The organism is Xanthomonas sp. A1809 (assembly GCF_017746015.1).
GTDB lineage: Bacteria > Pseudomonadota > Gammaproteobacteria > Xanthomonadales > Xanthomonadaceae > Xanthomonas > Xanthomonas euvesicatoria.
Map to the genome: position 1 here is coordinate 639,890 of NZ_JAGHWZ010000005.1, position 21,567 is coordinate 661,456.

Below are 21,567 nucleotides of genomic sequence, written 5' to 3' on the forward strand. Positions count from 1 at the left end.
GCCAGGGGCCGTCGGGCTGTCCGTGAGCAGGCAGCCCGGCGCCATCGCCCGCTACTGCATCGCCGCATCCACCTCGATCCAGCCCACGCTGTCGCTGCGGCCGGCGCTGCGATAACGCACCTGCAACCGCGTACCATCGGCGCTGACGTCCAGCGCATCGGCCTGATCGCCGCGCACCAGATAGCGTTTGGTGACGGTGGCCGTCGGCGTGGCGTACAGCGGCAAACGCCTCACCTGTACGTGCAGTTGCACCGGCATCGGTTCCTCGAGCGTGGTACCGATTTCGCTTGCCACCTTGACGCCGCGCGGGTCGTACATCGGCCACACCGACAGCGGCATGCCATCCTCGCTTCCCGAATCCAGCAACGCCTGGATCTGCGGCGACTCGATCCGCTGCTGCGTCCGCCAAACGTACAACCGCCCGCCAGCGTCGTAGCGGTAGACATCCGCATACCACATCGGCCCACCGCGGCAGGAACTGGTCAGGCTGCGCTGCTGTTGATCGGCAACCAGATTGAAGAATCCTTCGCACTGCACCGCCGGGCGCGTCGGTGCAGCAAGCGCATGAAAGCGGCGCTGTGCAGGATCGAACACAAAGACCCAGACCGCCTCGTTGACCTGACCCAGCATCGCCGACACCGCAAGATCCGGGCGCCCGTCGAAGTTGTAGTCGTCGCTGCGCAGCTGCACGTCGCCTTCGCCATCGTCCACATTCGCGTCGAACCACTGTTCGGCATCGCCGGGAGACAGCACCACATGCAGGCGCTGGCCGACCAAGGTGGCGGTCGCACGGGTCTGCGCATCCAGCGTCAGACGAAGGCTTGTGTCGTCTGCCGCAGCGCCGAACGCCAGCCCGCCTGCCATCGCAACCAACAGTGCGCGAGCGGCGCGGACGGGCGACAAATGCAAGAAGCCAAGGCGCATGCGCAGCTGGCTCGAAGCGGTGCGCAGACACTCGCTCGCCGGCTGCGCACGCGATGCCCGCCAATGCATGAAGACGCGCGACATACGCCGATCGACGCTGGTGAGCGTGGCGGTCGGCAACTGCACGCACCTGTCGGTGCGCAAGCCGGCCAGCGGACTCAGAACGACACCTCCACCGGCTGCCGCGACCACAGCACCGACTGGTGTCCGGTGGCCTGCTTCCAGGCCAGCCGGATCGCTTCGATGTCGTTGCGCCGTTGCGGGGTGTCCTCGTGCAGGATCACCAGCACCTTGGTGCCCAGCCGGTTCGGCTCCTTTGCGCCGCGGAACAACCATTGACCGTAGGCGTCGAACACGGTCAGACCATCGGGAAAGCGCGGGGTCACTTCCTTGTCCAGAAACGCGCGCCATTGGGTTTCGTCGATGGTGCGGGTCTGCGGGCGGTCGGCCGGGCCGGATTCTTCGCCCACGCCGAAATACAACTCGCTGCGCACCCAACCCCGTGCCGCCGCCGGCCGCGCTGCATCGCCCTGCAGGCTGGCAGTGGTCGCGGTCGGCACGGTGCCGGGCGCGGTGGCGCAAGCGGTCAACGCCAGCATGGCGGCAAGCAGGCAAGACGGCAGCAACTTCATCGACTTCTCCACAACAGGTCTGGGGGGGGGGGCACTTGGGGCAGGCTCATGCAAGGCCGATATCAGCTCATGCCGGCGCGCACGCACTGTGCCATCTCGCGCCGCCCTGAACAACGCGATAATATCTTTCCATCCGGATGAATGTGGACGACCCGCCCCCTTGCGCCCCAGCCCGGCCGGATGCCGACCGCGCGGCGCGTTGCAGTTGCAGGAGAGAGAACAGCATGACCCGCCCCACCCTTTCGGTGATTGGCCTGGCCATCGCCGCCGTGCTCAGCGCCAACGCGCAAGCCCAGCAGGCCGATGCCGGTGCCACCACCCTGGACACCGTGATCGTCACCGGCACCCGTGCCAGCGACCGCACCGTGCTGGAATCCACCGTGCCGGTGGACGTGCTCACCGCCGAAGACATCCGCAAGGCCGGCGTGGTCAACGGCGAGTTGGGCAGCGCCCTGCAGGCGCTGCTGCCTTCCTTCAATTTCCCGCGTCAGTCCAACTCCGGCGGCGCCGACCATATCCGCGCCGCGCAGCTGCGCGGGCTCTCGCCCGACCAGGTGCTGGTGCTGGTCAACGGCAAGCGCCGCCATACCTCGGCGCTGGTCAACACCGACAGCAAGATCGGCAAGGGCACCACGCCGGTGGATTTCAATTCCATCCCGATCAACGCGATCAAGCGCATCGAAGTGCTGCGCGACGGGGCCGGCGCGCAATACGGCTCGGATGCGATTGCCGGCGTCATCAACGTGATCCTGGACGACAACCCCGAGCGCGGCGAACTGGAAGCCAGCTTCGGCGCCTACAACACCGACGTGAAGCCGATCGACCGCCGCGTCACCGACGGCCAGACCAGCTATGCCAGCGCAAAGGTGGGCACGCTGCTGGGCGACGACGGCGGCTTCTTCAAGGTCGGCGTGGAGCTGAAGAACCGCGAGGCGACCAACCGCGCCGGCTTCGACCAGATTCCCTCGTTCGAAGAACAGACCCCGGCCAATCTGGCGCTGCGGGGCCAGCGCAATTACGTGCTCGGCGATGGCGCCACCAAGGGCCTGAATGCCTGGCTCAACACCAAGGTGCCGTTCAGCGCCAGCGGCGAGTTCTACGCCTTCGGCACCTACAACCAGCGCGATACCGAAGGCGCCAATTACTTCCGTTACCCGGACGGCAGCGCCAACTGGCGCGAGATCTACCCCAACGGCTACCGCCCGATCTCTGAAGGCGAGAATCGCGACCTGCAACTCGTGGCTGGTGCACGCGGGCAATGGGGCAGCTGGGATTACGACGCCAGCGTCAACTACGGCCGCAACGACTTCACCTACCGGCTACGCAATTCGCTCAATGCATCGCTGGGACCCGGCAGCCCCACACGCTTCAAGACCGGTGATTTCGCCTTCGCGCAGACGGTGGGCAATTTCGACCTGACCCGCGTGTTCGACGCCGCCGGCGCCACCCATACCTTCGGCACCGGCGCCGAGTTCCGCCGCGAGCAATACCGCACCCACGCCGGCGATCCGGCCAGCTACGCGGCCGGCCCGTTCACCGATCGTCCCACCGGCTCGCAGGCCGGCGGCGGGCTCACCCCGCAGGACGAAGCCGACCTGTCGCGCAACGTGGCCAGCGCCTACGCCAACGTCTCCAGCCAGTTCGGCGACAAGTTCTCCACCGACCTGGCTGGCCGCTACGAGCATTACCAGGATTTCGGCAGCCAGTGGACCGGCAAACTGGCCGCACGCTACGCATTCGCACCGGCCTTTGCGCTGCGTGGCGCCATCTCCAACAACGTGCGTGCGCCTTCGCTCAGCCAGATCGGCTATGAAGCCACTTCCACCGGTTACGACGCCGCCGGCCGCCTGACCCAGGGTCGCCTGCTGTCGGTCAACAACCCCATCGCGCGCGGACTGGGCGCCACCGATCTGAAGCCGGAAAAGTCGGTCAATTACAGCCTGGGCTTCACCAGCAAGCTGGGCGATCACTTCGACGTGTCGCTGGACTTTTTCCAGATCGATATCGACGACCGCATTGCGCTGTCCGAAGACATCACCGGCGATGCGCTGACCAGCTTCGTGCAGCAGAACTACGGCGTCACCGGGGTGCAGAGCGCCAGCTATTTCCTCAACGCCGCCGATACCCGCACCCGCGGCGCCGAGCTGGTCGCCAACTGGCGTCAGTACGCCTTCGGCGGCGACCTGCTGCTGACCGGCACCTACAGCTACGCCAAGACCGAGTTGGAAAACATCATCGCCACCCCGGCCCAGTTGCTCGCATTGAACCCGGAGTACGTGCTGTTCGGCGTGGAAGAAAGCAACACGCTCACCGACGCCGCACCGCGCACCCGCGCCTCGCTTGCCGCGAACTGGAGCAACGAGCACTGGAACCTGCAGACCCGCGTCAACCGCTACGGCAGCGCCACGCGCGTGTTCGATTTCGGTGGCGGCTTCGTGCCGCGCCAGACCTACGGCGCCGAGTGGCAACTGGACCTGGAAGCCGAATATCACCTGGGCACGCAATGGACGCTGGCCATCGGCGGGCAGAACATCCTGGACAACTACTCGGACCGTTCCATCGACGACATCGCCTACTTCGGCAACCTGCCCTACGACGTGCTCTCGCCGATCGGCAGCAACGGCGCGTATTGGTATGGGCGGGTGCGGTACAGCTTCTGATTCGGGATTCGGGATTGGCAAACATCGTACTTCGTGCGAATCCCCAATCCCGACTCACGAATCTCCGCCGTTCCATAACCTGAATCTCACACCCCATTGCGCACACTAGCGCAATGGCAGACGCGCATTCCCCCCTACCGTCGCCGCCATTGCTGGACGATGCCTGTGCATTGTTTCTGGACGTGGACGGCACCCTCATCGACTTTGCCGACCGCCCCGAGGCGGTGAAGCTATTGCCCGAAGTGCGCGAGGCCATCGGCCTGCTGAGCGAGCGTCTCAACGGCGCCGTTGCGCTGGTCAGCGGCCGGCCGCTTGCCCAGCTGGACGCCCTGTTCGCGCCATTGCTGCTGCCGGCCGCCGGTCTGCACGGGCACCAACTGCGTAGCGATCTCGCGGCACGCGCGGCCATGCCGCAGGACACGTCCGAGTGGCTGCACGGCCTGCATCAACGCGCGGCCGCGCTGACGCACCAGCATCCAGGCGTGCTGGTCGAAGACAAGGGTGCCAGCGTGGCGCTGCACTGGCGCGCCCGACCGCAGGCCGGCCCCGAGGTGCTCGCCTTCGCGCAGCAGGAAATCGCACAGCTTTCCGGTTATCGCCTCCAGCCAGGCGACCACGTGGTGGAATTCGTGCCCGAAGGCAGCAACAAGGGCCTGGCGGTCGAGCAGCTGATGCAGCACGGCACCTTCGCCGGCCGCACCCCGGTGTTCGTCGGCGACGACCTCACTGACGAATTCGGCTTCGACGCCGCCAACCGGCTCGGCGGCTGGAGCGTGCTGGTCGGCGATCGCGCACAGACCAGCGCGCGCTTTCGCGTCGGTGGCACCGCCCACGTACATGCGTGGTTGCAACGCAACGCACGCAGCCGCTGAGCACAGCGCACCTTCTCTCATTCACTTCAACAGGATCGTTTGCACTCCATGACCGAGCCAAACCTGGATCTGGGCGTCATCGGCAACTGCAGTTTCGGTGCATTGGTCGATCGGCAGGCACGTGTGGTGTGGAGTTGCCTGCCGGCATTCGACGGCGACCCGGCCTTTTGCACGCTGCTTTCGCCCAAGACCGAAGGCGGCGACTTTGCCGTGGAACTGGAAGATTTTGCCAGCAGCGAGCAGCACTACCTGCCCAATACCGCCGTGCTGCGGACGGTGTTGCGCGATAGCCACGGTGGCGAACTGGAAGTGATCGACTTCGCGCCGCGCTGGCGCAACAACGGACGCTTCTATCGGCCTGTCAGCATCATCCGCCAGATCCGGCCACTGAGCGGCAACCCGCGCATCATCGTGCGCGCCCGCCCGCTGGCCGACTGGGGCGGCCGCACGCCGGACACCACCTGGGGCAGCAATCACATCCGTTGGGTGTTGCCGGAATTCACCCTGCGCCTGACCACCGATGTGCCGGTGCGCTTCGTACGCGACGGCTTGCCGTTCGTGCTCAGCCATCCGGTGAGCCTGGTGCTGGGCGTGGACGAATCGCTGACCCGCTCGCTCACCGGTTACGTGCAGGAAGCGCAGGAACGTACCGAAGAATACTGGCGCGAATGGGTGCGCTACCTGTCCATTCCGCTGGACTGGCAGGAAGCGGTGATTCGCAGCGCAATCACGCTAAAGTTGTGCCAGTACGAAGACAGCGGCGCGATCATCGCGGCGATGACCACCTCGATTCCGGAAGCGCCCAACACGCCGCGCAACTGGGACTACCGCTATTGCTGGCTGCGCGATGCCGCCTTCGTGGTGCGTGCGCTCAACCGGCTCGGCGCGACCCGCACGATGGAGCAGTTCATCGGCTACATCTTCAATATCGCCACCACCGACGGCACCATGCAGCCGCTGTACGGCATCGGCTTCGAATCGCAGCTGGAAGAACACGAAGTCGACACCATGGCCGGCTACCGCGGCATGGGGCCGGTGCGGCGCGGCAACCTGGCGTGGATCCAGCAACAGCACGATGTCTACGGCAGCGTGGTGCTGGCGTCCACACAGCTGTTCTTCGACCTGCGCCTGAAGGATCAAGGCGATGCCGACACGTTCCGCCGGCTTGAACCGCTGGGCGAGCGCGCCTATGCATTGCATAACGTGCCCGATGCCGGCCTGTGGGAATTTCGCGGCCGTGCCGAAGTGCATACCTACACCGCGGCGATGTGCTGGGCGGCCTGCGATCGCCTGTCCAAGATCGCCGACCGGCTGGTGCTGCCCGAGCGCAGCAGCTACTGGCGCGAACGTGCCGACAGCATCCGCGAACGCGTGTTGAGCGAGGCCTGGAGCGAGGAGCGCGGCCATTTCACCGACACCCTCGGCGGCCACCGGCTCGATGCATCGCTGTTGCTGCTGGCCGATATCGGCATCGTCGCCAACGACGACAGCCGCTTCGTGCGCACGGTCGAGGCGGTCGGTCGCGTGCTCAAGCACGGCGATGCGCTATACCGCTACATCGCACCGGATGACTTCGGTGAGCCGGAAACCAGCTTCACCATCTGCACGTTCTGGTACATCGATGCGCTGGCGGCGATCGGGCGCAAGGACGAGGCGCGTGAATTGTTCGAGCGCATCCTTTCGCGCCGCAATCACCTGGGCTTGCTGTCGGAAGATCTATCGTTCGAGGACGGCGAAGCCTGGGGCAATTTCCCTCAGACCTATTCGCATGTTGGCTTGATCATCGCAGCGATGCGCTTGTCGCGGAGCTGGCAGGAGGCGTCATGAGTCGTTTGGTGGTGGTATCCAACCGCGTTGCGGTGCCCGGCGAAACCCGCGCCGGTGGCCTGGCGGTTGGCCTGTTGGCGGCGCTCAAGGAACGCGGCGGCATGTGGTTCGGCTGGAGCGGCAAGACCGTGCGCGGCGACAGCGGCGGCATGCACGAGCAGACCGAAGGCGACATCACCTTCGTCACCATGGACCTCAACAAGCGCGACATCGATTCGTACTACAACGGCTTCGCCAATCGCACGCTGTGGCCCTTGCTGCACTTCCGCCTGGACCTGGTCGATTACGATCGCGCCACCCGCGAAGGCTATATGCGCGTCAACCGGCTGTTTGCCGAAAAACTCGCGCCGCTGCTGAAAGACAGCGACACGCTGTGGATCCACGATTACCACATGATTCCGCTCGGCGCGATGCTGCGCGAGCTGGGCGTGGGCTGCAAGATGGGTTTCTTCCTGCACGTGCCGATGCCGTCGGCCGATCTGGTGCAGGCCATGCCCGATCACGCGCGCCTGTTCAGTACCTTCTACGCATACGACCTGGTCGGCTTCCAGACCCAGCGCGATGCCGAACGTTTCAAGGCCTATGTACGCCTGTTCGGCGGTGGCCGCATTCTGGAAGGCGACCTGGTGGAAGGCCCCGGTGGGCGCCGCTTCACCGCCTCTTCGTTCCCGATCGGGATCGATACCGACCTGATTGCCCACCAGGCCAAGGCCTCTGCCGGCAAGCAGGCGGTGCGTGATCTGCGCGAAAGTCTGCGTGGCCGACAGTTGGCCATCGGCGTGGACCGCCTGGATTATTCCAAGGGGTTGCCGGAGCGCTTTCAGGGCTTCGAGCGTTACCTGGAGCGGTATCCGGATCAATCCGGCAGCCTGACCTATCTGCAAATTGCACCGGTCTCGCGCGGCGATGTCACCGAATACCGTCAATTGCGCAGCCAGCTCGAACAGATCGCCGGCCACATCAATGGCGGACATGCAGAGCCGGACTGGACGCCGCTGCGCTACGTCAACCAGAACTTCAGCCATGCCACGCTGACAGGCTTCTATCGCGCGGCCTCGGTGTGTCTGGTCACGCCACTGCGCGATGGCATGAACCTGGTTGCCAAGGAATTCGTGGCCGCGCAGGACCCGGCAGACCCGGGCGTACTGGTGTTGTCGCTGTTTGCAGGTGCAGCCGATGAAATGAAGGAAGCGCTGCTGGTCAACCCGCACGATCTGGACGGTGTGGCCGACGCGATCGCCACAGCGGCAAGCATGCCGTTGGCAAGCCGCATCGAACGCTGGCATGCAATGATGGACCACCTGCGCAAGAACAACATCAACCACTGGCGCCAGCGCTATCTGCAAGCGCTCTCTGAGGTGTAGGACAAACCTTCTTCCGCCGCGACATTGTCCTGCTTCATGAGGAAGAAAGTGGCCGAAAGGCCGATGAAGGTGCGGCGCAATCTGCCTGAAGTCCGTAGTTTCCAGAGGATTTCCTGCGTGATGCAGCCACATCGAGCCGCGGCGATGCCCGACCGCGCTGCCCCGGCTCGCAAGGGGATGAATACCTCGGACCTCGATAGCCTGTCGCTGCACTCGACACGGCAGTCACAGGCAACGCCACGTGCGCCGCTACGCCCTGCGCTTCCATCGTGGTCGCGCTCAGTAGCAGCGCATGTCGACCCGGCTCTGCAGGCAACGGACCGCACTTGGCAAAGCGTTCGACAGCCACATGTTTCCGCTATGCCAAACGTGCAGGTTGGAACGCTGGTTCCTATTCCGTCACGGACAAAGGGCGTGTGGGGGTCTAAAATATTCACATGATTAGCGCTGAGGACCCTGGGAGGGGCTGCGCGTTCATAGCGTTCAACGTTCGTCTCTGGATCCGGGCCGCGTGATGGCGCCTGCGATCGCTCTCCCTCCACGACTCGCCACCGCTCGCTGGTGCCCGAGTCCTTCCTGACATCTCAAAATGACTGATCAATCCTCAAAACGTGGGCTAGGCACCTGGTTGCTGGTGGCCTATGCCGTGGTGATCGCCGTGCTTGGCGCGGTGCTCGCCTATCAAGGCGGCCGCCTAGTGGCCGTCGGCGGCTCCTGGTATTACCTGATCGCGGGTATTGCCCTGTTCCTTGCGGGCGTCCTGCTCGCGCTGGGCAAGCGCGCCGGGCTGTGGCTGTTTGGCGCCACGTTGGCCGGCACCATCGCCTGGGCACTGTGGGAAGTGGGCCTGGATGGCTGGGGCTTGGTACCGCGCCTGGCCATGATGTCGGTGCTGGGGCTGGTGTTGCTGCCGTTCTGGGGTGTGGCGCGTCGTCGCATGCAGCCATTGTCCGGCCTGGGCTATGCGCTGGTGACCGGCGTGCTGCCAATCCTGGGTGCGGCGCTGATCCTGTGGCCGCTGCTGATGCCGCGCAATGTCGAGCTGGCCGATGCCTCCAAGCTGCCGGCCGACAGCGCCACGGCCTTCAGCCGCGGCACCGTGCCCAGCCCCGACGGCAACGTCGCGGCCAATCACGACGCCAGCAACTGGACCTCCTATGCGGGCTCCAATCTGTCCAACCACTACACGCCCGGCGCGCAGATCACCCCGGACAACGTGAAGAATCTCAAGGTTGCGTGGGAGTTCCACACCGGCGACCTGAAGCCCAAGGACTCCAAGCTGGGCTACGCCTTCCAGAACACCCCGCTCAAGGTCGGCGACCTGCTCTACATCTGCACCCCCACCCAGAAGGTGATCGCGGTGGAAGCAGCCAACGGCAAGGAGCGCTGGCGCTTCGATCCGCAGACCAACCCGAAGGCGATGGCGGGCGTGGCTGCCACCACCTGCCGTGGCGTGTCGTATTACCAAGCGCCCGAAGGCACCGCCGAGTGCCCGACCCGGATCTTCTGGCCGATGGTCGATGGCCGCCTTGGCGCGTTGGACGCACAGACCGGCAAGCTGTGCACCAGCTTCGGCAACAACGGCTATGTCGATCTGAATGCGGGCACCGGCAACACCAAGCCGGGTTTCGTCGGCCCGACCTCGCCGCCGGTGGTGATGCGCGGCGTGGTAATCCAGCCGACCGGCCAGGTCCGCGATGGCCAGGAAGGCGATGCGCCGTCCGGCGTGGTGCGCGGCTTCGATGCGCTCACCGGCCAGCTGCGCTGGGCCTGGGACCTGGGTAACCCGGCGATCACCGCCGAGCCGCCGGCCGGCCAGACCTACACGCGCTCAACCCCGAACGTATGGTCGCTGATGGCCGCCGACGACGAGCTGGGCCTGGTCTATCTGCCCACCGGCAATGCGTCCGGCGATTTCTTCGGCAAGGGCCGCACCCCGCAGGACGAGGAATACACCGCCTCGCTGGTTGCGGTGGATGCCGCTACTGGCAAGGAACGCTGGCATTTCCGTACCGTCAACCACGACCTGTGGGATTACGACATCGGCCCGCAGCCGAACCTGGTCGATTGGCCGGTCGCTGGCGGCGGTACGCGTGCTGCGGTGATCCAGGCCACCAAGTCCGGCCAGGTGTTCGTGCTGGACCGCGCCACCGGCGAGCCGATCATGCCGGTCAAGCAGATCCCGGTACCGCAGGGAACCGACCACGGCGACTGGACCGCTGCCACGCAACCGATCTCGCCGGGCATGCCCAACACTGTGGGCGCGCCGAGCCGCGAGTTCGAAAAAATCATCGAATCCGATGCCTGGGGCATGACCCCGTTCGACCAGTTGGTCTGCCGTATCCAGTTCAAGCAACTGCGCTACGAAGGCATGTTCACCCCGCCCACCCTGCAGGGGTCGCTGGCCTTCACCGGCAACCACGGCGGCATCAACTGGGGCGGTGTTTCGGTGGACCTGCAGCGCGGCATCATGGTGATGAACAGCAATCGCCTGCCGTACACCCTGCAGGTGTATACCCGCGAAAAAATGAATGAGCTGGGCGTGGTGTCGGTGTTCGACGGCAAGAGCAAGACGCCCGGCTACATGGCACAGAAGGGCCTGGCCTACGGCGCCCGCAAGGAGCCGTGGATGTCGCCGCTCAACACCCCGTGCGTGGCCCCGCCGTGGGGCTACATCGCCGGCGTGGACCTGCGCACGCAGCAGGTGATCTGGCGCCGTCCGCTGGGCACCGGTTACGACCAGGGGCCGATGGGCATCCCGTCCAAGACCAAGTTCGAAATCGGCACCCCCAACAACAGCGGCTCGCTGGCCACCGCTGGCGGGGTGACCTTCATCGGCGCGACCCTGGACGACTTCATGCGCGGCTTCGAAACCCGCACCGGCAAGCAGGTCTGGGAGACCCGCGTCCCCGCCGGCCCGCAGGCAGCGCCGATGAGCTACACCATCAACGGCAAGCAATACATCGTGGCCGCCGTCGGTGGACACGACCGCATGGAAACCAAGTCGGGCGACAGCGTCATTGCCTGGGCCCTGCCGGACGATGCGCAGGCCGCGCCTGCCAAGTAACGGCAGCGCTCCAAGCACCACGCGGCCAGGCGGTACGCCGATGCGCATGAGCGCATGCAGTCTGCACTGCCTTGGCCGCTGCGCATCACCGCCTGGCTGCGCTCTGGCGCATAGGCCGCCTGCCGTCGGTCCAGGGCCGACGGATGCACCAATCAACCGGTCGTCGCGAGACGGCCGGTTTTTTTGTGCGCGCTTGCCGCTACGGCGAAGGCACCTGGGGGCAAAGCCGGCGATGTCGGCCCAGCGTATGACGCGTGGCCAACGCGCTTGCTGTCAGACCTGAGTTTCAGACATCCGAACCCAGGCCAACCTCCCAGGATGGCGCTCCCATGCGGCAGTCAGATGCTGCGCAAGTGCGAATCCAGCGCGCAGGCCGTTGGCAACCGAATCAGCCCCAACTTCGATGGGATTTGCCCGCTCCCAATAGCAGTTCGCTGACATGCCGGGCATTCGCTCCGCGCGGACATTTTTCACGCAGAATTTACATTTGAGTCAACGTGTTAGCGCATCGATCGCCACGGGCACGCATACCCTGCCGAACTGAAATCGCTTTCATATCAAGGACATCACGCCATTTCGGGACCTGGTTGTCACATTCCGACGAACGGCACCTTCACATCATCATGATTCGGACTCAGCCGCCGATACCCCCATTGCGGGCCATGGACTGCCGATGCCGCTCCCCCTTCTCAGATCATCCAGCTGGACTCAGCCTATGTCGCTTGCACACGATGCCGCCCCCGTTGCCCAACCGCCCGCCGGTCGGCACGTTGCGCGCGCCACCTGGACTACATGGCTGCCCGCCGCTGCACATGTCGCGCTGCTGGCATTGCTGGCCTGCTATGCCGCCACGCTGGTACCCGGCAGCTTCCTGAGCGGGCTCGGGCGCGTGCTGCCCGCCCTGCTGGTGTTGGGCGCGGCGAGCGCCGGGCTCTGGTGGTGGTCGCGCCGGCGTCACGACACGCAGTTGCAACAGGCAATGCGTGCGGTGGTGGCGATCGGCGAAGGACGCACCCAGCGACTGGACCTGCGCAACGCCTCCGGCGACCTCGCACCGTTGCTGCACGCGCTGCAGGATGCCCAGGACAAGCTCGCCATCCGCATCGATGTGATGGAGCAAGGCCTGCGCCATGGCCAGTTCGTGATCAAGGCGCTGGACGATCTGGACACCATGATCCGCATCGCCGACGACGATGGCCAGGTGCTGTTTGCCAACCGCAAACTGCTCGCCATGCTCAAGCTGATCGAGCCGGATGTGCAGAGCTTCCGTCCCAGCTTCCATGCCGAAGGCTTCGTCGGCGGCAGCATCGGCGACATCTATCCCGACAGCCAGGCCGCGATCGACCGCATGCGCGCGTTGAATGCCTCCAAGGCCGTGCGTGCGCCATTCTTCGGCCGCCAGATCGACTTCGTGTACAGCCCGATCATCGCCGCCGACGGCACCAAGCTCGGCACCATCGCGCAGTGGATGGACGTCACCGCGCAGGTCAACGCCGAGCAGGCACTGATCCAGATCATCGACGCCGCCTCGGCCGGCGATTTCAGCCGTCGCATGCAGATCGATGGCATGGACGGTGTGCTGCTGACCCTGGCGCAAGGCATCAACCGCATCTACGACTCGGTGGAAACCCATCTGGCCGCATTGGCGCGCGTGATCGGCGCGCTGGCCGAAGGCGATCTCACCCAGCGTGTGGACGGCGATGCGCACGGTATCTTCGCGCGCTTGCGCGATGACACCAACCAGACCGTCACCCGCCTCACCGAGATCATCGGCGGCATCCAGGCCGCATCGGACACCATCCGCCAGGCCGCAGTGGAAATTGCCGCCGGCAACATGGATCTTTCCGAGCGCACCGAGCAACAGGCGGCCAACCTGGAAGAAACCGCCAGCTCGATGGAAGAACTCACCTCCACCGTGAAGCAAAACGCCGAGAGCGCGCTGCAGGCCAATCGCCTGGTCGTCGGCACCGGCGACGTGGCGCAGAGCGGCGGCCAGGTGATGGACGAGGTGGTCGCCACCATGGGCCAGATCAGCACCGCCTCGCGCAAGATCGGCGAGATCATCGGTGTGATCGACGGCATCGCGTTCCAGACCAACATCCTGGCGCTCAACGCCGCAGTGGAAGCCGCGCGTGCCGGCGAACAGGGCCGCGGTTTTGCGGTGGTTGCCTCGGAAGTGCGTGCATTGGCACGGCGCTCGGCCGATGCGGCCAAGGAAATCAAGACGCTTATCGCCGACTCCACCGACAAGGTGGAACTGGGTTCGGGCCTGGTGCACCGCGCCGGCGCGACCATGCGCGAGATCGTCGGCTCGGTCAAACACGTCACCGACATCATGAGCGAGATCACCTCGGCCAGCGCCGAGCAGTCCAGCGGCATCGAGCAGGTCAACCGCACGGTCGCGCAGTTGGACGAGGTGACCCAACGCAACGCTGCGCTGGTGGAAGAAGCCACCGCCGCTGCGCGCAGCCTGGAAGAACAGGCCGTGGAACTGGCCGATGCGGTCTCGATCTTCCGCCTGCAATCCGACACCCGTCCCGGCGCCTCCCACGTCGCGCGCGCCAGCTTCCACAACGCGGCATAAGCCCGGCATGCCTAGCGATTCGTAGGAGCGCGCCCGGGCGCGACCGGGCGTTCCCCGGAATGCTCCTTGCGCTCAGGCGCGCTCCTACGCGCCATTGGTCGGGATCGCCGGGTGCGCCAGCCAATCGCCTCGCACGACGCACGTGTAGTGCCTCAGTCCAGAAACCGCGCGTGTTGCTCGGGCGTGGGCAGCATGCAGTGATCGCTGCGGCCGAACCAGCGATAACGATTGCGTGCGATCAGCCGGTAGCCAAGATCGCGCACGCGACGTGGGACCAGGCGCAGCACCCCACTCAGCCGCCAGAGTCCGCCCAATCCCGCAAGCACGCGCACGATCGCGTCGCTGTCGGTCCAGGCACCGGTGGCGTCCACCAGTAGAAACGACAGGGGGTCGTCCGGGTCCAGACCGTGCTGCTGCAACAGTGCGCGCCCGGCTTGCCCTTGCATGGCAGCAAAGCGATAGCGCCCATGCCGATCGTGGCGCAGCAGGAATTTGACCCAGCCATTGCAGAGCAGGCACACGCCGTCGAAGACGATGGTGGCGCGCGCCGCAGGCGGCGCAACAGGCGATTGATCAGCGCGGTTCAAGCCAGCCCTCGTAACGAATGAACGGTCCTACCAGCGGCAACTGCACGTCCACCAGAAACCCGTAACGGCCGCCGTCGGCATGCTCGCGGCAGCACACCTGCCGGAACCAGCGGGCAGGCAAGCGAATCATCCCGAACGCCCACACGCGAGTAGCCTGCCAATACAACGATTGCGCATCGGCCTGCAGCGAAAATTCAAAGCGCACCGCACCCAGGTGTTCGCGCAAGCTGGCTCCATGACGCCATAGCCGCGAATGCATCGGCATGCCATCAAAGCGCCGATGCCAGCGCTCGCCGCGCGCGTCGGCCAGAAAATCCACTTCCACCGCCACCTCGCCAGTGCGCGGCAAGCGGCTCAGCAGCGCCAGCAACGGAACCAGCGCATGCGTGCCGCGTTGAATCCTGGCCCGGCCGGCGAAGGTCTGCCGCTGCTGCACCGAATGCAGCGCGCGCACCGGCGCAGGCAGTTGCGCGAACGCGTCCTGCCCCAGCACCTGTGCGAACAGCGGCACGCTCAGGGCGCGATCCAGGCCAGCGTGGCCATGCGTCCGCTGCGGCGATCGCGGCGATGCGAGAAAAAGCGCTGCGGATCGGAAATGGTGCACAACCCGCCGCCATACACCGCATCGGCCGGCACACCGGCCCGCTGCAGCCGCTGACGTGCCAGCGCATACAGATCCACCCGCCAGTGCCCCGGGCGCGTGGCGACAAACGCCTGTTGCGCCTGTGCATCGTGCGCAACGAAGGCGCCGAACACGTCCTCGCCGATCTCATACACCTGGGACCCCGCGGCAGGACCCAGCCAGGCCACCAGTTGCTGCGGTGGCGTCCGCATCGCCGCCACGCTGCGCTCCAGCACGCCGTCGGCCAGCCCGCGCCAACCGGCATGCGCAGCAGCGACCTCGCTGCCATCGACGGCAGCGAACACGACCGGCAGGCAATCGGCCGTGAGGATTGCCAGTACCACGCCAGGCGCCGAGGTCACCGCAGCATCGGCAACCGGTTCCTGCGCACCTGGCGGCTGATCCGCCGCGTGGTCGGTGGAATCGGGTGCAGCGGGCGGTGCATCCACCCGTACCACATCCACGCCGTGTACCTGCCGCAACCAATGCGGCGTGCTCGGCAGTTGCAGCGCCGCGGCCAGCAGTGTCCGGTTGCGCTCCACCTGCTCGGGCACATCGCCTTCGGCGCTGTTGCGGTTGCCAAGGTTGAGCGTGTCGAACGGCGGCAGCGAGCCGCCCAGACCGTGACGCAGCGTGGTGAGCGCACGGATGCGCGGTGGCGCCGGCCAGTCGGCTGGCAGGGTGAAGGGCGCAGCCATGGGCATCTCAGCGGCGTGCCAGCTCGGCGGCGCGTGCGCTGTCTTCGCGCAGCACGGTCATCAGGCGCTGCAGATCGGCCGGCACCGGCGCACTGGCGCGGACCGGCTCGCCGCTGACCGGATGCAGGAATTCCAGGGTTTCGGCGTGCAGCGCCTGGCGCTTGAAGCCGCGCAGTTCGTGCACCAGCTCGTCGGTAGCGCCCTTGGGCAGCTTGAGCGCGCCGCCGTACAGCGGGTCGCCGACGATCGGCGACTTCAGGTGCGCCATGTGCACGCGAATCTGGTGGGTACGCCCGGTTTCGAGCCGGCACTCCAGCGCGGTGTGCGCACGGAAACGCTCGCGCAGGCGGTAATGGGTGACCGCATCGCGGCCGTCGTCGCGCACCGCCATCTTCAGGCGGTCGCGCGGGTGGCGATCGATCGGGGCGTTGACGGTGCCGCCGGAGACCAGCGCGCCCACCACCACGGCCAGATACTGGCGATGCACCTCGCGCGCGGACAGCTGCTCCACCAGCGCGGTCTGCGCCTGCACGGTGCGCGCCACCACCATCACGCCACTGGTGTCCTTGTCCAGGCGATGCACCACCCCGGCGCGCGGCACCGAGGCCAGCGCCGGGTCGCGGAACAGCAGCGCATTGACCAGGGTCTGGTCCGGATTGCCGGCGCCCGGATGCACCACCAGGCCGGCCGGCTTGTCGATCACCAGCACCTGCTCGTCTTCGTACAGCACGCTCAGCGGAATGTCCTGCGGCGCGGCGTGGGTCTGGGTTTCCAGCACCACCTGCAGCTGCACGCTCTCGCCGCCGCGCAAGGTATCGCGCGGGCGCGCCATTTCACCGTCCAGCAGCGCGTCGCCGGACTTGATCCATTCCGACAGCCGCGAGCGCGAAAATTCCGGGAACAGCTCGGCCAGCACTGCGTCGAAACGGCGTCCGGCGGCGTTGTCGGGCACGATCGCCTGGCGGATGGACGGGTCGAGGGGTTCGGCAGATGGGTCGGACATGGACACGGGCACTCGGGCAAAAAGCGGGAATTTGGGGTCCGGGCGGCGGGAGTCAGTCGCCGGACAGGCCACTAGGCTATCATCGCGCTCTCGTTTTCCTGATGCGTCCTGCCCAGACCCATGATCCGACGGTCCACGTTTTCCGCGCCTGCGCGCCTGATTGCCCTCATGCTGGTCATGGCGTTCGTCGTCACCGGCTGCCACCGCGGCGCCAAGGACAAGAATCCCGACGAGGGCATGCCGGTCGAGCAGCTCTACGGCAAGGGCCATAACCTGATGGAGAAAGGCAACTGGGCCGGCGCAGAAGCCAGCTACAAGCGCCTGATCGCCCAGTACCCGTATGGCCCGTACACCGAGCAGGCGATGATCGAAACCGCCTACGCCCAGTACAAGGCCGGCAAGCACGACGACGCGGTCTCCAGCGTCGACCGCTTCATCCGGACCTACCCGACCCACCGCAACATCTCGTATCTGTACTACCTGCGCGGCCTGGCCAACAGCAACCGCGACACGGTGTTCCTGCGCCGCGTGTGGTCGCTGGACCCGAGCCGCCGCGACCTGTCTTCGCCGCAGCAGGCCTACAACGATTTCAATAACGTCACCGATCGCTACCCGAACAGCCGTTACGCCGCCGACGCACGCAAGCGCATGATCGAGCTGCGCGACATCTTCGCCCAGCACGAATTGGACAACGCGCTGTACTACCTGCGCCGCGATGCCTGGGTGTCGGCCGCCGGTCGTGCCAACTACCTGCTCGAAACCTATCCGCAGAGCGCCTTCCAGTACGACGCGGTCGCGGTACTGGCCGAGGCCTATACGCACCTGGGCAACAAGACCTTGGCAGCCGACGCACGCCGCGTGCTGGAGCTCAACGACCCACAGCACCCGTGGCTGACCGGCAACTGGCCGAAATACCCGTGGGCCATCCGCAAGCTCAACCCGTTTGCCGGCGAAAAATCTGCCGCGACCGGGCAGAGCAATTCGCAGATGAATCGCGACTGAGATATCAGGCGCAGCGCACGACCGAAAAGAGGCCGAAAGGCCTCTTTTTTGTTGCCGCGACGATGACGGCAGGACGGCAAGTGCTGCACCGACGACGATCGGCGGCGATTGCCGCCGCTGATGCGCCCACCGAGCAATTGGTTCCCACGCGCGCAGACGCATGGCTGGAGCCGGTGCGCGCATCCTGGAACCGGCACCAGGTCACCCAATGCCCTTGGGTCTGCTGTCTATACTCATCCCGAACCAGCTCCGACTCCTTCGAGCGCCAGCCAAGGAAGCCGCATGTCTCGTGCCACCATCGCGTTGCTGCTTATGCTCTCGCTGGCGGCCCTGACCGCCAGCGCCACCGCGGCCCCTATCGTCTACGGCGTCAACGCGCACGACAGCCGTCCCGGCTACGCCATGACCCAGGCCGAGGCACGCTTCAAACTGCTGGCAGCGCGCAACCTGCGCAGCTACCGGTTCGATATCGATCCGCGCGATTACGCCACGCTGGATGCGCTCGTCCCCTTGGCGCGCAAGTACGGCATCACCCTGCGCCCGATGGTCTACCCGATGTCGCGCGAGATCGGCTACCAGCTGGCACGCCGCTATGCCGCAGACATCAAGGTCTGGGAAATCGGCAACGAACAGGATCTGGTCCGCGCCGAAGCCGATACCCGCATCGCCGCAATGACCACGATGTATCTGGGCATGCGCCAGGCTTCCGACGAACTGGGCGCAGGTTTGCGCTTCACCATCAACATCACCGCCTGCAATAGCGACGATCGCAGCGCCAACGCGCGTTGCCCGGGCGATCGCAACGGCTCGCTGTGGTTTTTGGCAAAAGCCAAGGCGGCCGGCTTCAACTTCGACCACATCAGCTTCCACTACTACGCGTTCTACCAGGATGCCGGCTATTGGACGGACCTGTATCTGGGCCAGCTGCGCACTGCCGCGCGTACCTACAACACCCCGGTGTTCTTCAACGAGCTGAACTGTGCGGAGATCTATACAGGCAGCACCACTGGCGGCACCGCAGGTGATCGGGGCTGTTACGACAGCCTGGCGCAACTGTTGCGCAACGTGCGTGACAACTACGCCGACGTGGTGGCCGAGGTGAATGTCTACGAATTACTGGACCAGGCCACCATCCAGGGGCCTGAAGGCCACTTTGGCCTGATGTACGACCTGGCCCGACCAAAACCGCCCCTGGATCTGCTCACGCGGTTCGCCCAGCCGCCAGCCAGCGCAGCGGCAGCCACTGCGTCAGCCGAGTGACCAGACTAGCCGTCCGGATTACTGCCCGCGATACCCGTTGGTGATCGGATAGCGCCGTTCGCGACCGAATGCACGCCGCGATACCTTGGGCCCGGGCGCGGACTGATGGCGCTTCCACTCGTTGAGCCGCACCAGGCGCAGCACATGCTCGACGGTATCGGCCGCGTAGCCAGCCGCAACGATGTCGTCGCGCGACTGCTCCTGGTCGACGTAGCGATACAGGATGCCGTCGAGCACATCGTACGGCGGCAGCGAATCCTGGTCGGTCTGGTTGGCGCGCAGCTCTGCCGACGGCGGGCGCGAGATCACCGCCGGCGGAATCACCGGCGCGCCGCCGACGGTGTTGCGCCATTTCGCCAGGCCGAACACCTCCGTCTTGTAAAGGTCCTTGAGCGGCGCATAGCCACCGCACATGTCGCCATAGATGGTGGCGTAACCCACTGCGTATTCGCTCTTGTTACCGGTGGTCAGCACCAGCCCGCCGAACTTGTTCGACAGCGCCATCAGGATCACGCCACGGCTGCGCGACTGCAGGTTTTCTTCGGTGATGTCCGGCTGGGTGCCTTCGAACATCGGCCCCAGCGCGCCGAGCAGGCCTTCGAAAGCCGGTTCGATCGCGATGGTCTCCAGCTTCACCCCCAGCGCGCGGCATTGCTCGTCGGCCAGGTCGTTGGACAGGGTGGCGGTGTAGCGCGACGGCAGGCGCACGGCGGTCACGTTGTCGCCGCCCAGCGCATCCACCGCCATCGCCAATACCAGTGCCGAGTCGATGCCGCCGGACAAGCCCAGCCAGACCTTGCTGAAGCCGTTCTTGCGGCAATAGTCCTGCAGCCCGCGCACCACCGCACGCCAGGCCAGCGCATCCATGCTCTCGTCGCCGTCATCCACCCACACCACCGGAGTGAAGCTGCGCTCGCCGGCCGCGTAGTCCACCACCAGCCACTGGTCCACGAAGGCTGCAGCGGCGGGATGCACGGTGCCATCGCCATCGGCCACCACCGAGGCGCCATCGAACACCAGTGCATCCTGCCCGCCCACGACGTTGAGATAGGCAATCGCTGCCCCGCTCTCGCGGGTGCGTTCGGCCAGCAATGCATCGCGTTGGGCATGCTTGCCACGCTCGTACGGCGAGGCATTGGGCACCAGCACCAACTCCGCGCCCGCCCGTACCGTGTTGGCCAAGGGCTCGGCGAACCAGAGGTCTTCGCAGATCACCACGCCCACCTGCACGCCCTTGACCGTGACCACGCAGCTCTCGCCATCCGGATCCACGTCGAAATAACGACGCTCGTCGAACACCGCATAGTTGGGCAATTCGCGCTTGCGGTAGGTGGCTTCGATCCGCCCGTCGCGCAACACGCTGGCGGCGTTGTAGACCACGCTGCCGGCGCTTTGCGGCCAGCCGACCACTGCCACGATGCCGCGCGTGGCCGCCGCAATCCGCGCCAGCGCCTGTTCGCAATGAGCGAGGAATCCCGGTCGTAACAGCAGGTCTTCCGGCGGATACCCGCTGATCGCCAATTCGGGGAACAGCACGATGTCGGCCTCGAACTCGTCGCGCGCCGCTGCGATGTACTCGATGATGCGATCGGTATTCTGCGTCACGCCGCCGACCGGGAAGTCGAACTGGGCCATGGCGATGCGGAGGGTGTGTGCTGTCACTGCTGACTCCATCAAAACAGGCTTTCAAGGTAACCCGCTTCGCGCTGCGAACGGATCGCCAGCACGTACACGGTGTCGTCCAACGGTGCGTAACGATAGAGCGCAAGATAGCCGCTGGCATCGCGACCGATGACCAGTTCGCGGAATCCGCCCTGCACCGCGCGCCCTATCAGTGGATTGTCCGCCAATGCATCGATGGCCTGGAAGACACCTGCGAGTTTTCGCTGCACATTGGCTGCATCGTGTTCCAGCAGATAGGCGACCAGACGGCGTGCATCGTCGGCAACGCGCGCGGCAAGCACGATCCTGGTCACCTGTCAGCGCTCGACGGCGCTGGCCACCGGTGGCGCGGGGTCGTCTCCGTCGGCAAGTTGCTGCATGTACTGGCGTACGTCCGCCCAGGACAGCGTGTTGGCGCCCTCCTGGATGGCAGCCCAGCGTTGCTGCGCCTCGGCATGAAATGCCGTGCGGCGCTCGTATGCATCGATTTTTTCCGCGATGGCGTCGACGATAAAGCCGTGCGCCGTGGTTCCGGCATCTTTCGCCGCCCTGGCGACACGCGCTTTCAGTTCGTCGGGCAGACGGATGGTGGTCGTGGACATGGCAACCTCGGGGGACCGAATGGCGGACCCAAAGTAGCACACTTGTGACACACCTTGCATGACACGCTCCTTGTGCAATTCAGGGCTTTAGCATCAACATAGGTATGGAGCCGAACAGTCGGCCCAGCGTGCCTCGTGCAGTGCGCAATCCCTGCCATCTGCATCAGGTATCCCCGTAAACGCAGAAAGCCGCCCGAAGGC

Annotated in this window: 17 protein-coding genes; 8 read left to right on the plus strand and 9 right to left on the minus strand. The window is 65.7% G+C overall.

Annotation, left to right across the window (positions count from 1 at the left end):
• Nucleotides 1–51: 51 nt before the first annotated feature.
• Together J7396_RS09065 and J7396_RS09070 are read right to left on the minus strand one after the other, a co-directional pair.
• Nucleotides 52–1,116: a hypothetical protein gene (locus tag J7396_RS09065; protein ID WP_209261324.1), complete on the minus strand. Its 1,065-nt coding sequence runs from the start codon at nucleotides 1,114–1,116 to the stop codon at nucleotides 52–54.
• The gene (locus tag J7396_RS09070) at nucleotides 1,083–1,556 is read right to left on the minus strand and encodes a DUF3574 domain-containing protein (RefSeq protein WP_011348323.1); all 474 of its coding nucleotides are present in this window, start codon (nucleotides 1,554–1,556) and stop codon (nucleotides 1,083–1,085) included. Before J7396_RS09070 ends, J7396_RS09065 begins: the two co-directional genes overlap by 34 nt.
• Nucleotides 1,557–1,780: 224 nt before the next feature.
• Between J7396_RS09070 and J7396_RS09075 the strand changes: the two genes are divergently transcribed.
• The 6 genes from J7396_RS09075 (at nucleotide 1,781) to J7396_RS09100 (ending at nucleotide 13,930) form a co-directional block, all read left to right on the plus strand.
• On the plus strand, nucleotides 1,781–4,216 hold the full coding sequence (locus tag J7396_RS09075) for a TonB-dependent receptor (protein ID WP_209261325.1): 2,436 nt from the start codon (nucleotides 1,781–1,783) through the stop codon (nucleotides 4,214–4,216).
• Nucleotides 4,217–4,329: 113 nt separating this feature from the next.
• Entirely contained in the window at nucleotides 4,330–5,088 is a 759-nt protein-coding gene (gene otsB, locus J7396_RS09080) for a trehalose-phosphatase (RefSeq protein WP_209261326.1), read from the plus strand.
• 48 nt (nucleotides 5,089–5,136) lie between these two features.
• Complete coding sequence (locus J7396_RS09085) at nucleotides 5,137–6,915, plus strand: glycoside hydrolase family 15 protein (RefSeq protein WP_008577800.1); 1,779 nt, start codon at nucleotides 5,137–5,139, stop codon at nucleotides 6,913–6,915.
• Nucleotides 6,912–8,279 (plus strand): alpha,alpha-trehalose-phosphate synthase (UDP-forming), encoded by a 1,368-nt coding sequence (otsA, locus tag J7396_RS09090; protein WP_008577799.1) that lies wholly within the window; start codon nucleotides 6,912–6,914, stop codon nucleotides 8,277–8,279. The genes J7396_RS09085 and otsA overlap by 4 nt, the downstream gene beginning before the upstream one ends.
• Nucleotides 8,280–8,907: 628 nt before the next feature.
• Nucleotides 8,908–11,346: a glucose/quinate/shikimate family membrane-bound PQQ-dependent dehydrogenase gene (locus J7396_RS09095; RefSeq protein WP_209261417.1), complete on the plus strand. Its 2,439-nt coding sequence runs from the start codon at nucleotides 8,908–8,910 to the stop codon at nucleotides 11,344–11,346.
• A 715-nt stretch (nucleotides 11,347–12,061) separates the two neighbouring features.
• Nucleotides 12,062–13,930, plus strand: coding sequence for a methyl-accepting chemotaxis protein (locus tag J7396_RS09100; RefSeq protein WP_057681818.1), 1,869 nt, complete (start codon nucleotides 12,062–12,064; stop codon nucleotides 13,928–13,930).
• 152 nt (nucleotides 13,931–14,082) lie between these two features.
• On the opposite strand, the gene J7396_RS09105 is transcribed toward J7396_RS09100, so the two are convergent.
• From J7396_RS09105 to rluD, 4 genes are read right to left on the minus strand one after another with little or no spacing between them, the layout of a single operon-like run.
• Nucleotides 14,083–14,517 (minus strand): thiol-disulfide oxidoreductase DCC family protein, encoded by a 435-nt coding sequence (locus J7396_RS09105; protein ID WP_005921375.1) that lies wholly within the window; start codon nucleotides 14,515–14,517, stop codon nucleotides 14,083–14,085.
• Entirely contained in the window at nucleotides 14,504–15,028 is a 525-nt protein-coding gene (locus tag J7396_RS09110; RefSeq protein ID WP_209261327.1) for a DUF4166 domain-containing protein, read from the minus strand. Before J7396_RS09110 ends, J7396_RS09105 begins: the two co-directional genes overlap by 14 nt.
• A gap of 2 nt (nucleotides 15,029–15,030) precedes the next feature.
• Nucleotides 15,031–15,843, minus strand: coding sequence for a peptidoglycan editing factor PgeF (gene pgeF, locus J7396_RS09115; protein ID WP_209261328.1), 813 nt, complete (start codon nucleotides 15,841–15,843; stop codon nucleotides 15,031–15,033).
• 1 nt (nucleotide 15,844) lies between these two features.
• Complete coding sequence (gene rluD / locus J7396_RS09120; protein WP_209261329.1) at nucleotides 15,845–16,840, minus strand: 23S rRNA pseudouridine(1911/1915/1917) synthase RluD; 996 nt, start codon at nucleotides 16,838–16,840, stop codon at nucleotides 15,845–15,847.
• A 120-nt stretch (nucleotides 16,841–16,960) separates the two neighbouring features.
• Between rluD and J7396_RS09125 the strand changes: the two genes are divergently transcribed.
• Together J7396_RS09125 and J7396_RS09130 are read left to right on the plus strand one after the other, a co-directional pair.
• Complete coding sequence (locus J7396_RS09125; protein ID WP_209261330.1) at nucleotides 16,961–17,842, plus strand: outer membrane protein assembly factor BamD; 882 nt, start codon at nucleotides 16,961–16,963, stop codon at nucleotides 17,840–17,842.
• Between the two features lie 282 nt (nucleotides 17,843–18,124).
• The gene (locus J7396_RS09130; protein WP_011348331.1) at nucleotides 18,125–19,102 is read left to right on the plus strand and encodes a hypothetical protein; all 978 of its coding nucleotides are present in this window, start codon (nucleotides 18,125–18,127) and stop codon (nucleotides 19,100–19,102) included.
• 18 nt (nucleotides 19,103–19,120) lie between these two features.
• Here J7396_RS09130 and J7396_RS09135 read toward each other — a convergent pair whose 3' ends face one another.
• From J7396_RS09135 to J7396_RS09145, 3 genes are read right to left on the minus strand one after another with little or no spacing between them, the layout of a single operon-like run.
• Nucleotides 19,121–20,776, minus strand: a complete 1,656-nt coding sequence (locus J7396_RS09135; RefSeq protein ID WP_029820060.1) for an NAD+ synthase — start codon at nucleotides 20,774–20,776, stop codon at nucleotides 19,121–19,123.
• Nucleotides 20,776–21,078, minus strand: a complete 303-nt coding sequence (locus J7396_RS09140) for a type II toxin-antitoxin system RelE/ParE family toxin (RefSeq protein ID WP_008577789.1) — start codon at nucleotides 21,076–21,078, stop codon at nucleotides 20,776–20,778. Before J7396_RS09140 ends, J7396_RS09135 begins: the two co-directional genes overlap by 1 nt.
• Before the next feature lie 3 nt (nucleotides 21,079–21,081).
• Entirely contained in the window at nucleotides 21,082–21,426 is a 345-nt protein-coding gene (locus J7396_RS09145; protein ID WP_209261331.1) for a DNA-binding protein, read from the minus strand.
• Nucleotides 21,427–21,567: the final 141 nt, after the last annotated feature.